The sequence below is a fragment of the Marinobacter nanhaiticus D15-8W genome (assembly GCF_036511935.1).
GTDB classification, from domain to species: Bacteria; Pseudomonadota; Gammaproteobacteria; order Pseudomonadales; family Oleiphilaceae; genus Marinobacter_A; species Marinobacter_A nanhaiticus.
The window spans coordinates 3,741,417-3,765,495 of the sequence record NZ_AP028878.1; the positions used below are offsets into that span (position 1 = coordinate 3,741,417).

The 24,079-nt window shown below is 59.7% G+C and carries 21 protein-coding genes; 12 read left to right on the plus strand and 9 right to left on the minus strand.

Features of this window, described 5'->3' with window-relative positions; all coding sequences use genetic code 11:
• Positions 1-59: 59 nt before the first annotated feature.
• Together RE428_RS16795 and RE428_RS16800 are read right to left on the minus strand one after the other, a co-directional pair.
• A complete protein-coding gene (locus tag RE428_RS16795) occupies positions 60-944 on the minus strand; it encodes an Nmad3 family putative nucleotide modification protein (RefSeq protein ID WP_004583094.1) in 885 nt (294 codons plus the stop codon).
• 30 nt (positions 945-974) lie between these two features.
• Positions 975-1,580: a methyltransferase family protein gene (locus RE428_RS16800; protein ID WP_004583095.1), complete on the minus strand. Its 606-nt coding sequence runs from the start codon at positions 1,578-1,580 to the stop codon at positions 975-977.
• 170 nt (positions 1,581-1,750) lie between these two features.
• Here RE428_RS16800 and RE428_RS16805 point away from each other — a divergent pair, with 170 nt between their 5' ends.
• Positions 1,751-3,181 (plus strand): amidase, encoded by a 1,431-nt coding sequence (locus tag RE428_RS16805; RefSeq protein WP_004583096.1) that lies wholly within the window; start codon positions 1,751-1,753, stop codon positions 3,179-3,181.
• A gap of 19 nt (positions 3,182-3,200) precedes the next feature.
• Here the strand turns inward: RE428_RS16805 and RE428_RS16810 are convergent, their stop codons facing one another.
• Positions 3,201-5,072 (minus strand): sensor domain-containing diguanylate cyclase, encoded by a 1,872-nt coding sequence (locus RE428_RS16810; protein ID WP_004583097.1) that lies wholly within the window; start codon positions 5,070-5,072, stop codon positions 3,201-3,203.
• Positions 5,073-5,329: 257 nt separating this feature from the next.
• Between RE428_RS16810 and RE428_RS16815 the strand changes: the two genes are divergently transcribed.
• Positions 5,330-6,358 (plus strand): lipid A deacylase LpxR family protein, encoded by a 1,029-nt coding sequence (locus tag RE428_RS16815; RefSeq protein ID WP_004583098.1) that lies wholly within the window; start codon positions 5,330-5,332, stop codon positions 6,356-6,358.
• Between the two features lie 9 nt (positions 6,359-6,367).
• Here RE428_RS16815 and RE428_RS16820 read toward each other — a convergent pair whose 3' ends face one another.
• A complete protein-coding gene (locus RE428_RS16820) occupies positions 6,368-6,790 on the minus strand; it encodes a secondary thiamine-phosphate synthase enzyme YjbQ (RefSeq protein WP_004583099.1) in 423 nt (140 codons plus the stop codon).
• Between the two features lie 248 nt (positions 6,791-7,038).
• On the opposite strand from RE428_RS16820, the gene RE428_RS16825 reads away from it, so the two are divergent.
• From RE428_RS16825 to RE428_RS16845, 5 genes are all read left to right on the plus strand, one after another.
• Positions 7,039-8,889: a putative bifunctional diguanylate cyclase/phosphodiesterase gene (locus tag RE428_RS16825; RefSeq protein ID WP_004583100.1), complete on the plus strand. Its 1,851-nt coding sequence runs from the start codon at positions 7,039-7,041 to the stop codon at positions 8,887-8,889.
• Positions 8,890-8,949: 60 nt separating this feature from the next.
• The gene (locus RE428_RS16830; protein ID WP_004583101.1) at positions 8,950-9,537 is read left to right on the plus strand and encodes a GNAT family N-acetyltransferase; all 588 of its coding nucleotides are present in this window, start codon (positions 8,950-8,952) and stop codon (positions 9,535-9,537) included.
• Positions 9,538-9,640: 103 nt separating this feature from the next.
• A complete protein-coding gene (locus RE428_RS16835; protein WP_004583102.1) occupies positions 9,641-10,402 on the plus strand; it encodes an amino acid ABC transporter substrate-binding protein in 762 nt (253 codons plus the stop codon).
• 14 nt (positions 10,403-10,416) lie between these two features.
• The gene (locus RE428_RS16840; RefSeq protein ID WP_004583103.1) at positions 10,417-11,091 is read left to right on the plus strand and encodes an amino acid ABC transporter permease; all 675 of its coding nucleotides are present in this window, start codon (positions 10,417-10,419) and stop codon (positions 11,089-11,091) included.
• The gene (locus tag RE428_RS16845; RefSeq protein WP_004583104.1) at positions 11,088-11,834 is read left to right on the plus strand and encodes an amino acid ABC transporter ATP-binding protein; all 747 of its coding nucleotides are present in this window, start codon (positions 11,088-11,090) and stop codon (positions 11,832-11,834) included. Before RE428_RS16840 ends, RE428_RS16845 begins: the two co-directional genes overlap by 4 nt.
• On the opposite strand, the gene RE428_RS16850 is transcribed toward RE428_RS16845, so the two are convergent.
• From RE428_RS16850 to RE428_RS16860, 3 genes are all read right to left on the minus strand, one after another.
• Positions 11,822-12,271, minus strand: a complete 450-nt coding sequence (locus tag RE428_RS16850) for a hypothetical protein (protein WP_004583105.1) — start codon at positions 12,269-12,271, stop codon at positions 11,822-11,824. The genes RE428_RS16845 and RE428_RS16850 overlap by 13 nt on opposite strands.
• Positions 12,240-14,261 carry a metallophosphoesterase family protein gene (locus RE428_RS16855; RefSeq protein WP_004583106.1) on the minus strand — a complete coding sequence of 674 codons (2,022 nt, stop codon included), beginning with the start codon at positions 14,259-14,261 and terminating at the stop codon, positions 12,240-12,242. The genes RE428_RS16850 and RE428_RS16855 overlap by 32 nt, the downstream gene beginning before the upstream one ends.
• A gap of 85 nt (positions 14,262-14,346) precedes the next feature.
• Positions 14,347-15,111, minus strand: a complete 765-nt coding sequence (locus RE428_RS16860; RefSeq protein ID WP_004583107.1) for a pseudouridine synthase — start codon at positions 15,109-15,111, stop codon at positions 14,347-14,349.
• A 164-nt stretch (positions 15,112-15,275) separates the two neighbouring features.
• Here RE428_RS16860 and RE428_RS16865 point away from each other — a divergent pair, with 164 nt between their 5' ends.
• Positions 15,276-17,180 (plus strand): putative nucleotidyltransferase substrate binding domain-containing protein, encoded by a 1,905-nt coding sequence (locus RE428_RS16865; protein ID WP_004583108.1) that lies wholly within the window; start codon positions 15,276-15,278, stop codon positions 17,178-17,180.
• 13 nt (positions 17,181-17,193) lie between these two features.
• A complete protein-coding gene (locus RE428_RS16870; RefSeq protein ID WP_051079886.1) occupies positions 17,194-17,922 on the plus strand; it encodes a 3'-5' exonuclease in 729 nt (242 codons plus the stop codon).
• 16 nt (positions 17,923-17,938) lie between these two features.
• Here RE428_RS16870 and RE428_RS16875 read toward each other — a convergent pair whose 3' ends face one another.
• Complete coding sequence (locus RE428_RS16875; RefSeq protein WP_004583110.1) at positions 17,939-18,376, minus strand: thiol-disulfide oxidoreductase DCC family protein; 438 nt, start codon at positions 18,374-18,376, stop codon at positions 17,939-17,941.
• A 150-nt stretch (positions 18,377-18,526) separates the two neighbouring features.
• Here RE428_RS16875 and RE428_RS16880 point away from each other — a divergent pair, with 150 nt between their 5' ends.
• Both RE428_RS16880 and RE428_RS16885 read left to right on the plus strand, forming a co-directional pair.
• On the plus strand, positions 18,527-19,495 hold the full coding sequence (locus RE428_RS16880; RefSeq protein WP_004583111.1) for an alpha/beta fold hydrolase: 969 nt from the start codon (positions 18,527-18,529) through the stop codon (positions 19,493-19,495).
• A gap of 125 nt (positions 19,496-19,620) precedes the next feature.
• Positions 19,621-21,246, plus strand: a complete 1,626-nt coding sequence (locus tag RE428_RS16885; protein WP_004583112.1) for a methyl-accepting chemotaxis protein — start codon at positions 19,621-19,623, stop codon at positions 21,244-21,246.
• A gap of 79 nt (positions 21,247-21,325) precedes the next feature.
• Here RE428_RS16885 and RE428_RS16890 read toward each other — a convergent pair whose 3' ends face one another.
• On the minus strand, positions 21,326-21,478 hold the full coding sequence (locus RE428_RS16890; RefSeq protein WP_154660785.1) for a hypothetical protein: 153 nt from the start codon (positions 21,476-21,478) through the stop codon (positions 21,326-21,328).
• Positions 21,479-21,721: 243 nt separating this feature from the next.
• Here RE428_RS16890 and RE428_RS16895 point away from each other — a divergent pair, with 243 nt between their 5' ends.
• Entirely contained in the window at positions 21,722-23,962 is a 2,241-nt protein-coding gene (locus tag RE428_RS16895) for a TonB-dependent receptor (protein ID WP_004583113.1), read from the plus strand.
• Positions 23,963-24,079 lie beyond the last annotated feature (117 nt).

The following is a 24,079-nucleotide window of genomic DNA, read 5'->3' on the forward strand; positions in this document are numbered from 1 at the left end:
CATACCGAAGCCGTCATTATTCACTGGCGGATAGTGTGTTCGATAAAGGGGTCGCCCCCTCAGGACCAGGGGACGGCACCCGCATTGGAACTGATGATGCAGCGAATCCAGGGCAACGCTTCGGGATAGTGCCGCGTATCCATAACGAATTCCTGTCCGCGCGCGACCGCCTGCAGGATGACGCGGTGGGTTTCCCGTTGCCAACGGTCGGCTTTGGCGTGATAGGTCAGCGGTACCTGGCCCCCACGGGGGAAGCACCAGCGCGGCAGGGCCCATACCCCTGGCCGATTGGCGCGGCGATCAGTCAGCTGCAGCGATGCGCAATGCCGCTCGAACCAGCCCGCGCCGGGCAGGCCCGATGGCAATTCTCCCAGAGCCAGTGAGTCAGAGGCTAGGTAGAGGGTGTTGCTAGGATCGTTCCGCCAACGAAAATGCGGATGGTAGCGGGCCCAGGGCAAGGCGGCGTCATCAAGCGTGTCGACACCAAGGATATCGCCGATCTGCAGCCAGCCCCAGATGACATGTTTTGCAGCCTGGGTCGGATCGAAGCGCCAACCGTACGCAGTCTCGATCACTGGCCGGAACAACCCGAAGAAGACGAACAGGTCTCCAACCTCGACCCCCTGGTTCTTGAGATGCCCCTGGGCCGCTCCGCTCTGACCGAAAATCGGCCGCCAGCCGGGCAAACGCGGTAAGGCTGCGGCATTGAGGTCCGGATCGATATGGGCGCCGCTCTGCGCCTGGAGGCGTTGGCGAGTTAGCATCGGAACGTGGTCGCCCAGGGCGATACCCTGATGGGTGATGTCCGCAAAGGGCACCCGCGACCGCTCGTCCGGAATCGGCAGCGACAGCAACCGGCCATCGGGAAGGATGGGGCTCGGGCACCCGCCGGAACTGGAATCGAAGCCCTTGCGACTGAATATGATGCGGCGCGGCTGGATCATTGAAACAAACACACTACGGTGCGGTGTCGCTCAGAACCACCTGGGGACCCGCTTGAGATAGTCCATATATTCCTCACCGAAGACTACGCCCAGCGCCTTTTCCTCGGCTAGGGCCTGGCGCAGGATAACCAGAACTCCAACGCCCAGGCATACCAGGGAGAATACACTGGGCAGCGCCAGGAAGAAGCCCAGCTGGCCGAGGATGATCCCCAGGAACAACGGGTTGCGCGAACGGCTGAAAGGTCCCGAGGTGATCAGGTGCCCGCGATTCGCATTGTCGATACCGGAACGCCAATCTTCGTGCATATAGGCCTGCACGTAATCGATCAGCGAGAAGGAGGCCAGCAACATAATGGCGCCCGCAGCCAGGACCGGCGGTTGGTACAGGAATTCGAACACCCCGAGCCAGCGATCGATATCGACAAATATCCGCACGACACAGACCCCGAGGATACTGGCCCGGAAGATATTGAATACGTGACGGTGCCACCAGGTACCACTTCCCCGGGCGCCGTAGTGGATATGGGAAAAACGCATGCGGTCGTAGAGCCCCAGGCTACGGCTGGTGTAATGCAGCCCGATCATCAGGAAGTAGATACCCAGGAAATACCTGACCAGTAATTCAACCGAACCCATGTCGGAAAAAGTTCCTCGTTTTCTTGGCAGCGGAGCAGCTTAGGCCGTTCATCCGGCACGGACAACCATCTATGTTCATTCGTGGCCTGTGCTGCATTTCCCGATATGACATTCAGTCATGTTCAGCGTTGAGGTAACGTAGGCGCATGACTCGACAATAACGGACACCCATGACCGCCCAGGAAAGATTAGCGCCGGTACACGCTTTCTCCAACGATGCCCTGTCCGACCATGACGCCACGGCCCTTGCAACATTGATCCGCCAGGGCAAGCTGAGTTCCCGCGAGGTTATTGCTGCGGCGATCGAGCGCGCGCGCAAAGTCGAACCGGTTCTCCACGGTCTGGCCCATACGGATTTCGAAGGCGCCTTCCGCGCAGCATCACGGCCGGGCCAAGGCCCCTTTTCGGGTGTGCCGACGCTTATCAAGGACAATACCGATGTCGTCGGCCAACCGACCTTGCACGGCTCCCTGGCAACGTCCGGAGAATTGAAAAAAACAACATCGCCCTTTGCCCGCCAGCTTCTGGCGCAGGGCATGATCCCCTTGGGCAAGAGTGCCCTGCCCGAGTTCGGCTTCAATGCCTCCACTGAACCGGCCCATGGGGCGCCGACCCGTAACCCCTGGAATCCCGCCTTTTCCTGCGGCGCCTCATCCGGAGGTTCGGCGGCCCTGGTGGCCGCTGGCGTCGTGCCTATCGCCCACGCCAACGACGGCGGTGGGTCGATCCGTATCCCCGCCGCATGCTGCGGGCTGGTCGGACTCAAGCCCAGCCGGGGCCGGCTGGTGGAGAATGAGGCGGGCCGTGTCCTGCCGATCAATATCATCAGCGAAGGCGTGGTCACTCGTTCGGTCCGGGATACGGCTCGTTTCTTCAGCGAAGCGGAGCGCTACATTCACAATCCCAAACTGCCCGCCATGGGCGAGGTGCTCGGCCCCGGCAAACGTCGGCTGCGGATTGGACTCGTCGTCGATTCCATCACCGGAAAAGGCACGGATGCGATCACGCGGGAAACGGTGGAGTCCACTGCAGGCCTGCTCGAAGACCTGGGACACGCCATCATCCCGATGGAGGTGCCGGTCCCGCGGCAATTCGCCGAGGACTTTGCCCATTACTGGGCCTTCCTGGCCTTCATGATGCGCAAAGGCGGCCGCTCCTTCCTGGGCCGCGGATTCGACCCGGGCCGTGTGGATGCCCTCACCCGCGGCTTGAGCAATCGTTTTACCGCGCGTTTCCATCACTTGCCGGCAACACTCTGGCGGCTGCGTCAATCCCAAACCCTCTACTCACGGGAGCTCGAGCGACTCGGCGTCGATACCGTGCTGTCACCGGTCGTGGCCCATACCACCCCGCCGCTGGGCCACCTGGGTACCGAGCAGCCATTCGAGCTCCTGTTCCAGCGCCTGATCGACTATGTCAGTTTCACCCCACTGGCCAACGCCGCGGGCGCTCCGGCAATCTCACTACCCATGGGGAAAACCCCGGACAACCTTCCCGTGGGCATCCACCTGTCGGCACGGCGAGGTCGCGAACGGGATTTGCTGGAGTTGGCCTTCGAGCTCGAGCAGGCAAAGCCGTGGCGCACTATACAGGGCCTGTGAGTCTGCAGTGAGCGGCGCGCTATACGAGATGCAGTTGGGCACTTCCATTGGCGTCGAATACAGACACCTTGTTACGGCCGCTGCCCTTGGCTTCGTATAGGGCCTCGTCTGCCTGGCGGAAGATCTGTTTGGCCGCATCGGCACGGTTGGGCACCAGAGTGCACACACCGACGCTCACGGTAAGCCGGATCAGATCGTCGGAGACCTGAAAATCCGTAGTCTCAATACTCTCGCGGATCTTTTCAGCAACCCGCACGGCACCGTCTTCCGGCGTGTCTGGTAGCACTACGACAAATTCTTCGCCACCATAACGGGCGGCCAGATCCTGCGGGCGGGTGACAAACTGGCGGATGCCCTGGGCCACCATTTGCAGGCAGTCATCTCCCACCAGGTGACCATAGGTATCGTTGAACTGCTTGAAGTGATCGATATCCACGATCATGAGGGACAGTGGCTGACCAAAGCGGTAAGCCCTTACGCAGGCGGACTGGAAGGCCCTGTCGAAGTGTCCGCGGTTCTTAAGGCCGGTGAGCGCATCGGTAGCGCTAAGTTCCATCAGCTGCTCGTTGAGGTTTTCCAGGTCCCTGGTGCGTTCCTGTACGCGCTCTTCCAGCAAGGCGTTGGCCTCCTGCTGCACCTGTAGGCTTTTCTCCTGGGCCAGACGCGCCTTGCGCTCCTCCCGGTAGAGCTGCTCCTGGGCCTCGAACGCCCGGCGCTTCTCCTTGTTCAGGCGATCGGCCAGGGCGATGGAAAGCAGGATTACGCCCAACGCCGAGCCCACCTGGGTGGCGTTTTCGGTGAAGAGGTTATGCGGCAAGACCGTGAACTTGTTCAACGCCAGCAGGATGCCGCCAAACAACATGAAGAACCAGGCTACACCGAAGTAACGGGCGGCAATATCCTTCTTGAGCCAACGGACCGTGCCCAGAACCAACATGCCGGTGCAACCAATAGCGGCCAGGACAATTGTGGGTAGAATCATCACGCTGTAGGGCACGATCAACGCCGCCAGCGCAAACAGGCCGGAAAGCGCAACGACCACAACCGTGGCCCAGGCCAATCGCGGGTGTACGTGGGGTAGCACGGTCAGGAAACGCATCGCGAAGATACCGCCGAACGCCACCGTGAGGTTGAGGAAGAAGATGATCGCCTGGTCATTCCACCAGGTCGCTTCAGGCCACAGATATTGAAAGGCCATACCATGAAGGCTGGCGAGAAACAGGGGCATCGCGGTGATGTACCCCACGTAGTAGAGGAAACTGCGCTCTCCCACTGCCAGGAAAACAAACAGGTTGTAGAGCACCATGACCAGGATAATGCCGTAATAGATCCCTTCCAGTAGCAGCCGCGGCTGCTCAAGGGCGAAGAAGGCTTCCCGCTCCCAGAGCGTCATCGGCAGTTGCAGGGAACTGGCGGTGTCTACCCTCAGGTAAAGCGTGACCTCGCCCTGAGGCGGGAAAGACATCGGCACCAGGAAATTGCGGTGCTGGACCGGCCTGGCATAGAACGGCTGCTTGTCTCCAAGGGACCATGACTGCCCTACTTGCCCAGCGCTGACACGATAGATATCCACGTGATCGAGCACAGGATAAGCAATCTCGAGCAGGTTGTTCATGGTGATCAACTGGGGGTTTTCCACCGTCACCCGGAACCAGTAGGCGTTGTCCTGGTACCCGAGATTGATATCGTCTTCACGCGGGTTGGACGTCCAGGCCGAATCCTGCAATTGCAGGACCTCCTGCAGGGTAATCTCGTCCGACCCCTCCGCCCAATAGTCGGTATGCGGGGCCAGCGATTCCTTCTGGGTAAACGGCGACAGGATCAGGGGGTCGGCGACCACCTGCATACTAAAGGCAAGGTAGAGAAATGCCAGGATCAACCACCGCATCATAGGTTGTACCGCACCGCTTATTTCTTCGATTAATTTTTGTCATCGTTGTGCCGTCAGTATGGTTGAATCGAAAAGCTTTTATAGGCCGGATTTGTAAACAACTGTTTTATCTTCGAGTCGACGGGCGGCGTTCGGCCTGATAATCGCGTTGGGTCGATATTTGGAAAGCCACTCAAGACTATTCTTTGCGTTCCATATTTTTATTTGTAACAGCAGGGACTTAAGCTAAACCCAGCCAGTAAACTCAGGGAAAGACGTTGAAGACAGTTTCCAGACTAGCCGCCTGTATTGCGCCGTTCGCGGCAACCATCGCCAATGCCCAGCCCGTCCAACCAGCCTCCCTACAACTCGAATTTGCCAACGACATCATTGTCGGGTCGGACAACCAGTTCACCAATGGCCTGGCCGTGCATCACAATTCGAGAACCTTTGCCAGGCTGGAAGACACCGGTGGAACGCTGGCTTTCGGCAAATTTCTCGCCGTCCCTTTCTTGCCGGAATCACCGGGGCTGACCTACCGCGAGACCTGGGTATTCGGCCAGAGCATCCAGACGCCAGCAGCCATCGAGGACGAGGACCTTATCCTTAACGATGTGCCTTATGCGGGCGGGCTGGCCTGGTCCAACAGCTTCTATACGTTCGACAATGAACGCTTCTTTGGTTTCCAGTGGCTGTTTGGGATCGTCGGTGAACAAGCCGGTGCGAAAGAGGTGCAACGTGGCGCCCACGCAATCCTTGGCGGTGACAATCCGGAAGGATGGGATAACCAACTGGATACCGAGCCACTGCTGAACCTCTATTACAGCGCCAAGTACAAGCTGTTCGATGCGGACTGGATCGACCTGAGCGTTGCCGGGGACGTCGCGGCGGGTAACCTGATGACCTTTGCCCAGGCTGGGCTCGAGTTGCGGTTTGGCGACACGCCCGGTGGTTTCACCTACATTCCCGACCCCATAGGCCGAGGCATGGATTACGACGCCACCCTCCGGGCTCCCTCCCAATATTACTTTTTCGGATCGGCAGTATTACGTGCAACCTCCATGCCCTGGTCGATGGCTACCCGTGGCAACCTGCTGGTGGACGATAATCCCTGGACAGAGAACAACACCATCGACCCGGAAACCAATACGGCCCAGCTCATCCTTGGCCTGCACTACCTGGCGCCCACTTGGGGCGCGCACCTGACCCTGTGGTTATCCTCCGACTCGGTGGACAAGGACGGACTTGCTTCGAGCGAGGATCCACGCAACAGCTTTGGCTCGCTCTTGGTGGAATATCGTTTCTAGATCTCCTGGCTACTCACCCTGGATCGTCGCAACGATTCGCCGGCCACCGCCGTGATCCCTGTGCTCACACAGAAAAATCCCCTGCCAGGTCCCGAGCACAGGCTGACCGTCGCGAATGGGCAATGACAGCGACGGCCCGATCAGCACGCTCTTGATATGGGCGGGCATGTCGTCCGGGCCTTCCAACGTGTGCTCATAGTGGGGCGCGTTTTCCGGCACCATCACGTTGAAGTGACGTTCGAGATCGCCACGCACATCCGGGTCGGCATTCTCGTTCACGGCCAGGGAAGCGGAGGTGTGCTGAATGAACAGATGCAGCAGACCAATGCGGATGTCTGCCAATTTCGGTAGCTGTTCGAGGACTTCCCCCGTCACCAGGTGAAAGCCCCTGGACCGGGGTTTGAGTCTTATTTCCTGCTGATGCCAGGTCATTTTCGTCTCCTATTCAGCATCCTGATTCACCGCCCCGTTGGACATTGCATCACCCTGCCCCAACCCATGTGTTGGACAGGCATGGCAAGCGTTGCCATTATTAAGACGTACGAAGCCTCCGGATGCGCCCTAAACAACGACACTTCAGAGTACATCCAGAGTCTTCCCGGGGCGACTTTCCACGTATTGGACAGATTCGTGTGTGCTTTTTTTGCCAACGGTGATTGAACGGGCTGTAACGACCACTCATGTCCCAGAACAAGACGTTTATCGAGTTTCACGAAGCCCTGCTGAAACTGAGTCATAACCCTGACTTTATCAACGAGAACCGCAGCAGGAAACTGGCGTCGCTAAGTGCCCTGGCGGGTCGCCTGCTGCAGGTAGACCGGGTCGGCATTTGGCAAATGAATGTCGGGCAGGACCGCATCGATAGCGAAGTCCTGTACCTGCTCGATAAGGGGCACGACTATCGACCGCTTTCCCTGGTCAAGGCGGACAACCCCGCCTACTTCAAGGCCCTCGCCACCGCGCGGGTAATCGACGCTGGTGATGCCCTGCACGACCCCCGGACCACCCGTTTCAACGAATCCTATTTCCAGCCGATGGGCATCCACTCCTTGCTTGATGCCCCCGTATTCGATGGTGGACGGCTAAGCGGCGCTATCTGCCTGGAGTCCCTGAGACGAAGGACTTGGACTCTGCCGGAGATTTCCTTCGCGACCGCAATCGCCGACACCGTCAGCCTGATCAATACCCATGAAGCGTGGATACGCTCGCAGCAACAGCTCGACTACGTTACCCACTACGACAGCCTGACAGGCCTTCCGAACCTGCAATCATTCCGCGAGCGGCTGCAGAATCTGATCCAGAAGATGCGCCAACGCGAGAACGATGGCTTCACCATGATCTGGATCGACCTGGACCGGCTCAAAGCGATCAACGACGGTATGGGTGCCGCCGGCGGAAACCGGGTGATTGCCGAAATCGCCAACCGCCTGCGCGGCCTTTACCTGCCGGGTCGTGACAAACTGGCCCGAATCGGCGGCGACGAATTCGCCATGCTGGTTCGCGATCACGAGCAGCACCATCATCTGGGTGACCTGATCCAGCAGATCCAGCACTGCATCAGCGACCCGATGACGATCGACGACCAGACCCTGCGCATGACGGCCAGCATCGGTATCTGCCGCTATCCGGAGGACGGCAGGGATTGTGAGTCGCTGCTACGTAGCGGCGAAGCGGCCATGTACCACGCCAAGGAGAGCGGCCGGGCGCAGATGCAGGCGTTCCGCCCCGACATCCATTCTACCGCCCGCTCACGCTTCGTATTGGAGAGCGAGCTGCGCCACGCCATCCAGCACAACCAGCTTGAGGTGTACTACCAGCCTATCGTCGAACCGCATAACGGCGAGATCGTCAGCAACGAGGCGCTGGTGCGCTGGAACCATCCGGTGCGCGGCTGGATGTCACCGATCGAGTTCCTCGACGTGGCCCGCAATGCCGGGCTGATGCAGGACCTGGGCATGTCGGTATTGCGCCGGGTCTGCAAGGATAGGAGCGAAGCCAAGCGCCAAGGCATCGTGATGTCCACAACCGCCATCAACCTGTCCTCCGAGCAGGTAATGGACGCCCGCCTGCCCCTGCGCATCCAGGACATACTGGATGAATACGGCCTGAGCGGTGACCAGCTGGAGTTCGAGGTGACCGAGGATGCCATCAAGGGCGATTCGAAGAGCCTGCAGGCGACGCTGAACGAGCTGGTCAACCTCGGCTCACGACTGTCTATCGACGACTTCGGCACCGGCTATTCGTCGTTGTCACGACTCAAGCACCTGCCCTTCTCCAAGCTCAAGATAGACCGCTCGTTTATTCGCGAAATCCCCGGCGATGCGGATGACTGTGCGATCACCCTCTCCATTCTGGGCCTGGCCCGCGGTTTGGGTATGCGAGTAGTGGCTGAAGGGGTGGAAACCGAGGAACAGCGCCAATGGCTGACCGAACAGGGCTGCGATCTCCTGCAGGGTTACCTGTTCAGCAAACCGGTCCCTATCGCTACACTGCTGTCGTATGACGACCAGCTCCGGCAATCTGCGCTCTGAGTCCGCCGCGACAAGTCCGGTCACCGTCTTCAATCCAATCAGATACCAAAAGGAAACACCATGCCCGTTTCCCTCGAAAAACTGCAGGGAAAGGACCTGCTGTCCCATCTCGATGCCTTGGCGGACCTGCGCATGAACGTGTTCCGGGATTTCCCCTACCTTTACGACGGTAGTCAGGCCTATGAGCGGGACTACCTGCGGACCTATGCCACATCTCCGGACTCGATCTGCATCATTGCGCAGGAGGATAAGGCTATCGTCGGGGCCTCGACGGCAATCCCCATGGCCGACGAAACCGACGCCTTCCGCCAGCCGTTCGTTGATGCCGGCTGGGATCCGGACGATATTTTCTACTACGGCGAGTCCGTCCTGCTGCCCGACTACCGGGGCAAAGGGATCGGTGTCGCCTTCTTTGATCGCCGCGAGGAACATGCGCGCCAACAGGGCTATCGCTATGCTGTATTTTGCGCGGTAGTACGTCCGGACGACCATCCCGCCCGGCCCAAGGACTACGAGTCGCTGGACCGGTTCTGGCATCACCGGGGCTACCAACCGATCGCAGGCCTTGAAACACACTATGCCTGGACGGATATAGGAGGCAGCAAAGAAACCGAAAAGCCCATGCAATTCTGGTTCAAGGCGCTCTAGAGCCCGGCTTGTTTGGTACACAGGTCAACGCATTAACCAAACGGGACACTAACCGGGACAACCGTTCCGGGCCGGGCGTTCCGTCCATCGAAGGGAGACGACTATGAAAGCCCTGCTATTGAGTGTGATCACGGCCTTATCAATGGCTATCAGCCCGCTGGCCCTGGCCCAGGACAACAGCGACCCACTGGATGTGGGTATGTCCGGCCGCTATTTCCCGTTCACGTTTGTCGAGAAGGACCAACTCAAGGGGTTCGAAGTCGATGTGATGAACGCCATCGCAAAAGAGCTGGGACGGGAAGTGAACTATCACACCGCCGCTTTCTCCGGCCTGTTTGGTATGCTTGAGTCCGGCCGCATCGATACGGTCGCCAACCAGATCACCATTACCGAGGATCGCCAGGCGAAGTACGTTTTCACCCAACCCTACGTCTATGACGGGGCTCAGGTGGTGACCAAACAAGGCAACGACGAAATCGAAAGCGTCGAGGACCTCAAGGGCAAGACGGTGGCGGTGAATCTCGGCTCAAACTTCGAGGCCTTGCTGCGCGAGCTGCCCTACGCCGACGAAATCGACATCCGCACCTACGAGAGCAATCTGGAGCAGGACACGGCCCTTGGGCGTGTAGATGCGTTCGTGATGGACCGGATCAGCGCCAGCCAGATCATCAAGGATAAACCACTACCACTGGAACTGGCCGGCCCAACCTTCTCCACGATCCGCAACGCCTACCCGTTCCCGGATACCGAAGAAGGACGTGCGCTGCGCGACAAGTTCGACGCGGCTATCGACAAACTGCATAAAGACGGCACATTGAAGAAAATTTCCGAATCCTGGTTCGGGACCGATATCACACAACCCTGAACCGGGATTTCTCCATGCAGGTTCTCGACGTCACCTATATGCTGGAGCTGGTCCCCATCCTGCTCCAGTATCTCCCCCTGACCCTGGAAATGGCCACGCTGGGTATGATCCTGGCGTTGGTGCTCGCCTGCCTGCTGGCCGTGGTCAGGGTTCTGAAGATCCCGGTCCTCAACCGCTTCACCATCCTGTTCATCTCCTTCTTTCGCGGAACGCCGCTGCTGGTGCAGCTATTCCTGTTCTACTACGGGCTACCGCAGATCTTCAGTTCGCTGACAGCCATCGACGGCATCACCGCCACCATCATGGGGCTAACGATGCACTTTTCCGCCTATATGGCGGAATCCATCCGTGCTGCCATCGTCGGCGTGGATCGCAGCCAGACCGAGGCCGCACTGTCCATCGGTATGACCAACGCCCAGTTGATGCGGCGGATTATCCTGCCCCAGGCTACCCGCATCGCCGTACCGACGCTGATGAACTACTTCATCGACATGATCAAGGCGACGTCCCTGGCCTTCACTCTAGGGGTCACCGAACTGATGGGCGCCACCCAAAAGGAAGCGGCCGGCAGCTTCCTCTATTTCGAGGCGTTTATCGTTGCGGCGGTGATGTACTGGATCGTCGTCGAGGCGCTGGCCTGGCTTCAGCGTTACCTGGAATTCCGACTCAACAAGGCCTATAGCCGATGATCAAGCTCAAGGGACTGCGCAAGAAATTCAAGGACCAGTACGTGCTCAACGGCATCGACCTGGACATTGAGCAGGGCGAGATCGTGGTGATCATTGGCCCTTCCGGTACCGGCAAGTCCACCCTGCTGCGGTGCGTCAACTTTCTCGAGCAGCCCACCGAGGGGGAGATAACCGTCGGCGACCTGACCGTGGATTTCTGCAAGGCAAGCAAGAAAGACATCCTGGAACTGCGTCGCCGCACGGCCTTCGTGTTCCAGAACTATGCCCTGTTCGCCAACAAGAGCGCTCTGGACAATATCGCCGAACGGCTGATCGTGGTGGACCGCTGGCCCAAGCAGAAGGCCCATGACAAGGCGCGGGAAATCCTCAAGCGAATCGGTATGGAGGAAAAGGCCGAATCCTATCCCGCGGCCTTGTCGGGTGGCCAGCAGCAGCGGGTGGGCATTGGCCGCGCCATGGCTACCGGGGCCGAGGTCATCCTGTTCGACGAACCTACCTCGTCCCTGGACCCGGAATGGGTGGACGAGGTGCTGGCGCTGATGAAACAGCTGGCCCGCGAACGCCAGACCATGCTGGTGGTGACCCACGAGATGAGTTTCGCCCGCGACGTGGCGGACCGAGTGATCTTTATCGATGGTGGCCGGATCGTGGAACAGGGGCCGCCGTCGGAATTCTTCTCCAACCCCCAGGACCCGCGCACCCGGGATTTCCTCAAGAAAATCCTTGCCGATCAGCCTGCCTGACAGGTTGCGGTAACGCGGCGAAAATCCAGTCGACGAGTAACCGTTTCGGTCTGGGTAAACGTCATGGGTGCTTCCCGAACGCTACCGATGCGGCCTCCGCCGGCACTGGGCTGGGCGATGATCACGCCTGACGGATAGGCGACAGGAACAGGCACGTTGCGGGCGAATTCCGATCGATCAAGGTGGGCCAGCTGTAACCTCGACGCTGGCAGTCCGGTTTCGGTAGCGCAGGCGGCCAGCGCGCGGGCCTCCAATTCGCTCCAGTCGTGATTCGCCTCGTCTGTATAGGTCACGATCTGCCGATCCCCATCTTTGGAGAAGGTATAGCCTACCGTCCCGTCGAAGTGACGCGGCGCACTCTGACAACCGGCAAGTGCGGCAGCGAATATCACGCCGGAGGCAAAACTAGCGCTTTTGCACAGTCGTTGTGGATTCATCCTGGCGCCTCCCCTTCCGCAGATGCCCTCGACCAACAGCCCGATAATTGTCGTGCTCTTCCGGATCTTCCCGGCGGAAGAGGGTATCGGTATCAGTCGCGTTAAGTTGGGCGATCTGCACGGGTCGGCCCTCATCATCGAATTGGACATACCCCATACCTGCTCCGTTCCACAGACGCTCTCCGGCGTCCCTATTTTCCGGGTACCAGGGCGACACCCGCATGCGCCGGCGCTTGGTAAACCAGTTGAGCGGCGACCAAGGGGCGTAGAGCCAGCGGTTGAGACGATCCAGCAGGCTAAGCAGCTTGTGGGGAAACTCGTTCTTGAGCCCGCTGCTGGTGATCTGCCAAATCTTGGGGCCCGGCTTGTGACGCAGCCGCACGTCGTAGACGAAGGAATAATGGACGTCGCCGGAGAGCAGCACGAAGTTCTGCGGCGTACGTGCATGCCCGAAGATATTGAGGATGACGTTAGCCGCGCCGCGGTGCGCCATCCAGTTTTCCGCATCCACCACCAGCGGCTTTCCGAACCAGGAGAACACGGCCTGGATGCCCTCGATCAGCTTGACCCCGAACACCGGCGTCGGTGATACGATGATCGCGGCAGATTGGTGCAGGATATCCTGCTGGAACTCGGTCAGTGCCTCCCAATCCATCAAGCCAGAAGGCTTACGCCGTCGCACCTCGCTACGCCAACGCCGGGTGCGGGTATCGAGCACGATAATCCGCGGCCGGGTATCCAGTACGAATCCCCATCGATCGAAACGCACCAAACGACTGACGAGGGCATCCTGCGTATCGGCATCCAGCTTTCCACCTTCATCCTCGGCATGCCGGGAGCGAAACAACCGCGCCGTGTCGTCCATCAGTTCCGCCAACGAGTCCGGTGCATTACCCCAGGCCTGGCACAACAGGTAAGCAATCAGGGCGTTGCCGATAATCCGGCGGGAAAACGGATGGCCGTAGACGGTTTCCTCCCAGAGTGCGGATAGGTTCCAGTCATCGGTCACGTCATGATCGTCGAAGATCATGTAGGTCGGGACTTGGGCCAATAACCGGGCGGCCGAAGGCAATTCAGCCACAAAGCGATCGATCACCTCTTGTTCCTGGCGATAGATAGTCTGGTGCTCGGCATCCAACTCCGGCTCGGGAAGGTCGGCAAAGCGCCAGGGTACCGGCGACCAGACGAGCATGTACATCGCCAGCACCTCCGCCAGGGAGACCGTATGGTTCTTGGCGTTGGCCGTGGAGAAGATTGGCTTACGCACGCCCCCGAAAAAGCGTTCGATCAGTGCCTCGTTGTAATGGGTCTCGGGCAGCATGTGTTCGCGGCCGTAATAGGTATCGCGATCCTGCAGCAACTCGCGGCTATCGCCGACACAGGCTTCGCTGAGGTCCTCCTGAAAAAGCCCCAGGTGCCGGATAACGCCATGAATCGCCCGTAGCGTCGGCCCGGCCACGTCGTCGGCGTAGATCTGGTCGCCAGTCAGGAGCATCAGCGAGGGCCTGTCCGTTGCCGATTGCCAGCGCTCGGAGAGCCACCGGTCAGCCCGCGCCATACCATCACGGGAAGGATGGTGCGGGCGCCGGCAGGAACCATGCAGGAGATGCGTCACCCTGGAGCGAACGACTAGCGCGGGGCGATGCTGGCCATCGTAGAGCAGGTGCGGCGCCCAGTCGCCGATGCCCTTTCCATCAACGAGAAGGTCGTACCCGATCAGCGTCTCTTCGGGCAGGTGCCGATCGGGCTTAATGTCGAGGAAATGGATAAAGGCCCGCTCGCCAACCTGGATCAACCGGTAATCTGCTTCAGACAAGCGTCGGTTCCAGAACGGCTCGCCGCCCTCGCCCTGGTACAAACGCAGTGCCATCTCCAGCGGGCGCGTAGCCACCAGCCAAAGCACCAGACGTTCGGTACTGGCCCGACGTAATAGTGGACCGACGAGAACCGGTTGATCGGGTGCAACTGATGGGTCACGGGGCGACTGCAACTGTCTTCACCTCTGACAGAATTATCGTTTCCCTAACCATAGCGGGCGGTCCGCCGCGCGAACAGTGCCGGCAATGACGATTTTTTCAGGGTCCGAACCGGCACCTTAATAGTTCGCCCCAACCAAGCTGCTCGGCGACGATCCCGAACCCCGCTTCCGGTTTTGCCGTCAGGTTTAGGGGTTCGTCAGTCACCGGGTGGGAGAAACGCATACCAACGGAAGCAAGGAACAGCCGCGCCTCCCCGAAATGCTCGGCAAAAAAGCGATTGTGCCTGCCCCGTCCGTGGTTGGCGTCGCCGATGATGGGATGACTGATGTGCTTCATGTGCCGACGCAACTGATGCCGGCGTCCAGTCACGGGAGCGAGTTCCATCAGCGCGTAGCGGCTGGTCGGGTAGCCTTCCACCGCGTAGGGGATCTCGGTGGTTCCCAGTCGCACGTACTCCGTCACCGCCTCCCGGGCGATCATCGTCTGCCCTTTCAGTCGCCGGTCATCCGGCTCCTCCCGCAGGGCATGGTCGATACGCCCCTGCTCCTGCGGCCAGCCGCGGACGATCGCGAGATAGGTCTTGCGCACCCGGTGGGCCATCATCTGCTCGCCCAGTACCTTTGCCACCTCCGGCTTGCGCGCGAACAGCAGCAGTCCGGAAGTGGGCCGGTCCAGGCGATGAACCGGGTAGACATGCCGGCCGCCATTCAGCGCGCGGGCATACTGTAGGGCGAATTCCGTTTCGTGGCGGTCGATGGGACTCCGGTGAACCAGCAGGCCCGCCGGCTTGTGCACCGCCAGCAGGTCGTCGTCCTGATAGACCAGGGCCAGGGGATTGTGGGGCTTGGGAACGGAAGACACGTGTGGGACCTGTCGATGGGAAACCTGGCAATCCAATACGCGACTGGGCGAACAGGAAGCCTCCTGACGAAAACGCCTTTTTAATTGATTACCGGAAACTTTTGAGTGATCACCGGAAATTTTGCCAGAATAACGGCATACCGCAACTTGGGGACCAGGGACCGATGGAAGTCGAGCAAATCGAGATCAGGGATCACGTCAAACGCTTCGCACCGTTTGACGACTTGCCCGAAGAAACCCTCAACCGGCTCGCCACCCAGGTGGAAGTCGCCTATTACCGGGCCGGATCAACCATCCTCACCTTCGGCCAGCCAATCGGGGATCTGTATTTCATCCGCAGCGGCGCGGTGGAAGTCTACCGGCGTAACGGCGAACTCTACAATCGTTTGAGCGAAGGCGACATCTTCGGTCAGATGGGACTGATGATGCACAAGAAAGTGCGCTTCCCAGCTACCGCGATCGAGGACACCCTGGTCTACCTGATCCCGGACGAAATTTTCCAGGAACTCTGGGAGAGCGACGAACATTTCGCCGATTTCGTCGAGATCGAAGATCGGTCGCGACTCCGCGCGGTCGTCGAGCGCCAGGAAAAATCCAACCCATTGATGACGTCGCGGGTGCGCAAACTGCTGTCCCGCGAGCCAGTGACTGCGTCGGCCTCGGCGACGATCCAGGAGGCCGCGCAACTGATGACCGAGGAAGGCGTCTCAGCGCTGGTGCTGACCCATCCCGGTGTGCGCATAGATCAGGACTGGAAACCCGGCGACAGCCCCATCGTGGCAGGCATTATCACCGACCGTGATCTTCGCACCCGCGCCCTGGCAGCAGGCTTGCCACTGGATACCCCGGTTAGCGAGATCATGTCGCCGGATCTCGTCTACATCCAGGCGGATCTCTACGTGTTCGAGGCGATGCTGGCCATGCTGCGTCACAACGTTCATCATCTCCCGGTACTGGACCGTCATCGCCCCATCGGCGTGCTGGCGCTGTCGGATATCGTCAAGTACGAATCCCAGAGTGGTCTCTATCTGGTCAGCAACATCCACCACCAGCAGGACGTGCGCGGCCTCAAGCGCTTGACCCGGGACGCGCGCGCCACCTTCGTGCGAATGGTCAACGAGGACGCCAATTCCCACATGATCGGCAGTGCCATGGCGGGCATCGGCCGGGCCTTCTCGCAGCGGCTGCTGGAGCTGGCCGAGGAGAAGCTGGGACCACCGCCCATTCCCTATTGCCTTATGGCCCTGGGTTCCATGGCCCGGGACGAGCAGTTGATCGTCACCGATCAGGACAACGCCCTGGTACTGGACGACAGCTTCGACCCGGATCAGCACGACGCCTACTTCAGGGAGCTGGCCAAGTTCGTCAGCGACGGCCTGGCCGAGTGTGGCTACGCCTACTGCACCGGCGGCATTATGGCCACCAACGACCAGTGGCGGCAGCCCCTACGGGTGTGGAAAGACTACTTCACCGACTGGATCGAGAACCCCAGCGCCAAGGCTCTGCTCAACAGTGCCATCTTCTTCGACCTGGACGGCATTGCCGGGCACACCGAGTTCACTGAACAGCTCAAGACGCTGGTGGCGGAAAAGGCGCAGAATAATCCCCGGTTCCTCGCCTACCTGGCCCACGCGGCGCTGAATCGCACGCCACCACTGGGCTTCTTCCGGGATTTCGTCATGGAGAGCGACGGCATGCACCGCAACTCCATCAATCTCAAACGCCGGGGTACCGCGCCACTATCCGACCTGATCCGTGTCCACTCGTTGGCCTGCGGATCCCGCGCCCAGAATACCTTCAATCGTCTGCGTGCGATCAGCGAAACCCAACTGCTCGCCGATGGTGTGGCAGGCAATCTGAGGGACGCCCTGGAGTTCATCTCTATCGTGCGCATCCGTCACCAGTCCCAGGATATCGAGCAAGGGCGCGAACCGGACAACAACATCAATCCGGAGCACCTTTCTTCCTTCGAGCGGCGTAATTTGAAGGATGCCTTCCAGGTTATCAGCAACGCCCAGAAATTCCTTCGCCACCGGTACCACGCCAGTGGCGGCGGCAGGATTGGCTGAGCGGAGACAATCAATGGTTCGACCCCCCATGGCCTCGCCACAAACTAATGCGTTGGATTGGCCGGCTCGTTTTGCAGAACTGGCCAGCAGCGCCAGACATCCCCAGTTGAAAGCCTACTACGAACAAGCCCTGCCCTCGGGAGAAACGCCCATGGCTGAAGTGCCGATGGTAGCCATGGACTTCGAGACGACAGGATTGGATTCGGGAACCCACTCGATCGTCAGCATCGGTTTGGTGCCCATGGACAGTCATCGCATCTACTGCCGACAGGCAAAGCACTGGGTTGTCCGCCCGGTGCTACCGCTGCACCGGGAATCGGTAACCTTTCACGGGATAACCCATTCGGAGATCCGCCAGGCGCCGGACCTCAACGATATCATCGGCGAACTGCTGGAGGCCCTCGCCGGTCGGATTGTGGTGGTCCATTACCGGACTATCGAGCGGGAATTCCTCGACGCCGCCTTTCGCTGGCGCCTGGAGGAAGGTATCGAGTTCCCGACCATCGATACCATGGAACTCGAAGCACGCTGGCATCGCCAGAAACGCCCGGGATTCTGGGATCGCGTGCGCGGCCGCAAACCGGAATCGATCCGGCTGGCCGACAGCCGTACCCGCTACGGCCTGCCCTACTACGCCCCGCACCATGCCCTGACCGATGCCCTGGCCACAGCAGAACTGCTTCAGGCGCAACTCCAGCACCGGTTCCAGCCGGATACGCCCTTGCGGGAGCTGTGGCGCTGAAGCACCGTTAACGCTTCTAATCGATAAACCGGTCCCGTTGCTCCGGCTTTGGCATCGGGCAATGATCGTAGCGGCCAAACCATTGGTAACGGTGACGGCCAATAAAGTCGTACACCCCGTCGCGGAGTTTAAGAGGCAGCCAGCGGATGAGTGCGAGCCAGCGCCAGGGACGCGGTAACCGGGCGAGGATCCGGACCATGGCCGCACTACGCAGGTATGCCTGCCCACCGTCGATCAGGACCACACTATCCATGGCATCCGGCGATAAGCCATGATGCTCGCATAGCTGACGCCCCTGGTCCGATTGCAGCCGGCCGAGGCGGAAATGCCGTTGGTGGTCGTACTCCAGCACGAAGCGACTCCAGAAATTGCAGAACGCGCAGGTGCCATCGAACAGGATGACGGGCGCCTGTTTCGGGGATTGGCGGGTGCTGGTCTGGCTGGCGTTATCCATCGCTCTCAACTATTCCCTATCCTCAGGACCTACTGTGAAGGTGGCCCTGCCAATCAACCGTACGGCCTGTGTGGCCATGCCCAAGGCTGCTCGACATGGCTAAGGTGGATCTTTCGGCGTTCGATCCCCTGCGCAGTCGAGGAGCTTTCCATGCCTACACAGCAACATATCCAGAGCCACGGCGTCCAACTTAACGTGAGTACTCGCGGTAATCCGGCAAACAGCGCCATCGTACTCGTGCACGGCTACCCGGATAACCAACAGGTATGGAAAGCCGTTGCCGAGCGTTTGGCTGGGGACTGGTTCGTGGTCACCTACGACGTGCGCGGCGCCGGGCTCTCTGATCGCCCGGTGCACTCCCGGGACTATCGAATGTCGCTGCTGGCCACTGACCTCGAAGCCGTCGTCAACGCAGTACTCCCGGATCGCACATTCCATCTTGTCGGGCACGACTGGGGCTCGATCCAGAGCTGGGAATCGGTCACTGGCGGTCCAATACAATCGCGAATCCTGTCCTACACCACGATTTCCGGCCCGTGTCTGGATCATATAGGCCATTGGCTGCGTACACGTCTGCGGCATCCCAGCCCGCGCCACTTCCGTCAGCTTGCCGGTCAGTTGGCCAGCTCCTGGTACATTGGCGCCTTCCACTTGCCCTGGCTGGCGCCGATGCTGTGGAATCGACTCCTCGGGGCACGCTGGAGTGGTTATCTCAAATCCAGCGAGGGCATCGCCAATGTCGAGGCCAATCCCTACCAGGGCCAGGACGGTCGCGACGGCATTCGCCTCTATCGCGCGAATATATTCCAGCACCTGCTATTCCCGCGAGTCCGCTATGCCCGCTGCCCGGTCCAGCTGATCGTGCCCACGGACGACCGTTATGTGGGTAGCCAGTTGTTCGAAGGATTGGAAGACTGGGTGCCCGCCCTCTACCAGCGTGAAATTCAGCGCGGGCACTGGTTGCCACTGAGCCAACCGGGCGTGGTCGCCGACTATATTGGCGAATTCGCCCGTCATATGGAATCCAGTCAGACCTGCGAACGCCTCGCCGCTTGCCGCCTCAGTCCCGGCCGTAGCGCTGCCGATCAGCCAAGAGGCCGCGCCAAAAAGTTCGCATAGGCAACCGGTTCTTGTGCGAACAAAATCGATACATTGTCATAAATCTGTAACCTGGTTTTCATATTATCCTGCCTCGTAGTAGGTGCCCTCCCTGGGTACCCCTTGACACGTTGTGAGGATAGTCGATGCAGTGGTATACCCGGAGCATTCTTAATCGGGTGCTAACGATCATTATTGGGGTGAATCTGGTAGTTGCCGCCGTCGCCGGCACCTACTTCAACTACTCCCTCCAGGTCAAGGAAGACTATGCCCGCCTCAGCACTGAGGACCTGGGCCAGGCAATGGAAGCGCAAGATATCCTGAGTGCCTTCAAGACGCAGGTTCAGGAATGGAAGAATGTCCTTCTGCGCGGTACCGATAACGAAGACCGCAACAAGTATTGGGCGCGTTTCCAACAGCAGGAAAAGACGATCCAGCAATCCCTGGATGCGTTGATCCCCCGTATCGAAGAGCCGGAAGCCAAAGCCCTGCTCGAACGCTTCCGTAACTCCCATCGCCAGATGGGCGAGGCCTATCGCGAAGGCTTCGAATCCTTCGTCGATGCTGGACTCGATCACCAGGCCGGAGACGAGGCTGTGCGGGGAATCGACCGCGAACCAAGTGAGCTGATCGAGCAGGCCGCGGCCCAAATCCGCGCCGACGCATGGCAGCAACTTGACACCTTGAACAGCGAAGTCACCAGCAAGGCGACATCGTTAGGTACTATATTGATGCTGATAATCCTGGCAGGAACCATCGCCTGCGTGGTTGTGCTGATCAAATCCGTGATAAGGCCGACCCAGTCCCTGATCCAGAATATCCAGCAATTAGGCGACGGCGACGCAAGCGAAGCGGTGACCCTCAGGCGCCAGGACGAACTTGGCCGCCTGGCCGACGCTGCACGCAAGCTTCACCAGTTCCTTGTGACCACCAGCGAACAGCTTTCGGACAATGCAAACCAGCTCGATGCCACCCGGATCACCATCCGCGACAACGCGGATCAGGTCTCCAATCGCGCCGACGATGCACACCAGCGTATCGACCAGATCGCCACGGCCATGAACGAGATGTCTGCAACGGCGCAGGATGTGGCACGTCACGCGGCGACCGTGGCTAGCGAAGTGCAGGAAACCTCAAGGCAGACGAATACAGCAGACGGACAAATTCAGTCCGCCGTCGACAGCATGGAGCGGCTGGTTTCGCAGATTCGCAGTTCGAGCGAAACAGTCTCGCGCCTCGCCGGAGACAGCCAGAAGGTTAGCAAGGTGATGGAAGTCATCCGCGAGATCGCCGACCAGACCAACCTGCTGGCCCTGAACGCCGCCATCGAAGCGGCACGCGCCGGTGAAGCGGGACGCGGATTCGCTGTAGTGGCCGATGAAGTACGCAACCTCGCCTCCAAGACACAGGAAGCCACCGTCGATATCGACCGGATCATCGAGACGATCCGAAGTGGCTCGCAGGATGCGGTGGAATTCATGAAGGCCAGCGAGATCGTCGGTCAGGAGAGCAGTGAAGCGGTAAGTACGGTACGCCACAGCCTGGGCGACATCCAGGCGCGTATGTCGCAGGTCAACGATGCGACTACCCAGGTAGCAACCGCAGCCGAAGAGCAGACCAGTGTCTGCGAGGATATCAACCGCAATGTCTCAGGCGTGGCGGATATCTCTGAAGCTATGAGCCGGGCGGCGCAGGAGAACCTTGCCACCGTTCCCAAACTGGAAGCCATGGCGAAGGAAGCCAACCGGCTGGCTGGCCGGATTCGGACCTGAGCCAGAACATCCAGGGCGTTGCGCGGCGCATCGCCCTGGGTGCCATTGTTGATTCTTAGGCGAACCAGAACGTTTCCCTTCAGCCGATAAGGGCACTTCCGGCGGATAACAAGCCTGCGAGTACAGCGATCCCCAACGCAATTCCCGCCAGCTTCAACCCCTCCATGATCTCCATATCCCGAGGTTCCGCCTCGTCCATCATTACCAGAGCTGTGTGCGACTGGAGCTTCATCCCTATCCCCCCCTCTCGACGTTGAATGGGTCGATGCCGGCGTGCCTGACGCACAGCCATTAATCGATCACATAGCCATACACTATATGCGAACAATTCTTATTTACAAGTAGAAATCCAAAGCCAGAGTTATTGATAATCACTATCTCCTTGATTACCATGCCCCACCCGTCGCATTTCGGATAACACCTACAACAACAGCGCACGGTTTTCCCAATTTTGTGATGCCACGAGGAGTTACAGATGAATTTCGGTTCCCGTCATCCGCTGTCCAGGGGTATTAAGGCCGTCCTGGGCCTATCGCTCATGAGCACGCTTCCGCCGGTCGAAGCGATGGAGTCAGGTGCAGCAAAACTGGATGAACTGGTAGTCGTCGGCACCCGTACCCCCACCCAAATCAGTGAGGTGCCGGGTACCGTATGGGTCGTCGAGCAGGAACAGCTTGTCGAACAGGTGCAGGCCGGCAAGACCCTGAAGCAGGCCCTGGGGCAGCTCATCCCCGGCCTCGACGTCGGGCCGCAGGGGCGCACCAACTACGGCCAGAATATGCGTGGTCGCAGTGTGCTGGTAATGATCGACGGTGTTTCCCTGAATTCGTCGCGCTCGGTCAGCCGCCAGTTCGACAGCATCGATCCGTTCAATATCGAGCGTATCGAAGTGCTCTCCGGCGCCACCTCCCTTTATGGCGGTGGCAGCACCGGTGGCATCATCAACATCATCACCAGGAAGGGCGAAAGCGGTGGTCCGCACTTTACGTCACAGGTGGGGGCAACCAGTGGCTTCAACGACAGCGACGACCTGGACACGCGGGTGGCGCAGTCTGTCAGCGGCGGCACCGACCGCATCCAGGGTCGGCTGGGCGTGGCGCTCGAAAAGAAGGGTGGCCAGTTCGATGCGGACGGCGACCAGATCAAACCAGATATCACCCAGACCGACCTGCAATACAACCGGTCGGTGGATGTCACCGGGAATCTCGGCATCGAACTGACTTCCGACCAGCGCCTGGACATTACGGCTCAGTATTACGACTCACGGTACGATGGCGATCGGGGGCTGTACCTGGGTGAGGATTTCGATGCGGTGACCGGCGTCGATCGCAATGCCTTTGCCATTCGCGACGGTGTGGATTTCGACCAGGAGCCCGCTACCGAGCGCTACCAGGTCAACCTGAACTACCAGGCCTTCGATGTACTGGGGCACACCTTCTACGCGCAGGCCTATACCCGTAGCGAAGAATTCAGCTTCCATCCGTTCCCGTACGTGAAGCTCAATGACAGCGGCGCGATCCGGACCGGCTCCTACTACTCCGCTTCCAAACAGAATACCGATCTCAGCGGTATGAAGCTGCTGCTGGAGCGCGAGCAGGACACATGGCGGTTCAGCTACGGTGCCGACTATTCTCATGAGACCTTCGACGCCACGCAAATGCTGTTCGACTTCGACACCGCTGCGGAAACCGGTGGTCTGGTGGCGCAGGAAGCCGACAGGGTTGGACGTTATCCAGGCATCACCATCGATACCTTCGCACCTTACTTCCAGGCGGAGAAAGAACTGACGGCCAATTGGCGGATAAGCGGTGGCGTACGCTACGAGCGCACCTGGGTCGAAGTCGATGACTTCGTCGACAGCGACTATCAGGTAATGGCTTCTCAGGGCCTTATCGGCAGCGCCGAGGCGGTGCCGGGCGGCAAGAACGACTACGAAGAGGCCCTGTTCAACCTGGGAACCGTCTACGACCTTGGGGGCGGCCAGCAGGTCTGGGCCAACTACAGCCAAGGCTTCGAACTGCCGGACCCGGCGAAATTCTACGGCCAGGGCAAATACGCTATGACAGGAGGAGAAGCGGTGTTGGTCGATAGCGTTAACGTCGAGGACTCGCCGCTCCAGGCCATCAAGACGGATCAGGTGGAGCTGGGCTGGCGCAATTCCAGCGAGGCCTGGGATGCCCAGGTGGCACTCTACTACGCCTGGTCGGACAAGGCGCTAAGCTATGACCGTGACACCCTCTCCGTTCAGGTAAACGAACAGAAAACCCGTGACTACGGCGTCGAGGCCAGCGCAGTCTACCGGTTTGCCGAGTACTGGGAGGTGGGCGGTACCACCCATCTGACACGATCCCAACAGAAGGTGGACGGCGACTGGCAAGACCGAGCAGTGACCGCCGCCAGCCTCTCCAAGGTGACCGGGCATGTCGGCTGGCAGGACCGACTCAACCAGGCGCGCCTGCAAGGCACACGCGTGATCCCCCTGGATGACGATGCCGGCCAGCAGATCGACGGCTACACCCTGTTCGATCTCACTGGAACGCGCGAATTGCCCTTCGGCCGCCTGTCACTCGGTATCAGCAATCTGCTGGACGAAGACTACTCCACCATCTGGGGCCAGCGCTCGGTGATCTTCTATTCCTCCTACGGGCCGGAAGAAATGTTCGATTACAAGGGTCGTGGACGGACCTACACGCTGACCTATACGGCAGACTATTGATCCCATACCACGGTGGAGCGGTTCGCATGCTCACCGGCACCCTACGAAGCAACCGTAGGGTGTCGTGGGCAAAAAGCGAACCGCATCAATCTGTCGACGCCACGCTCCGACTCATCC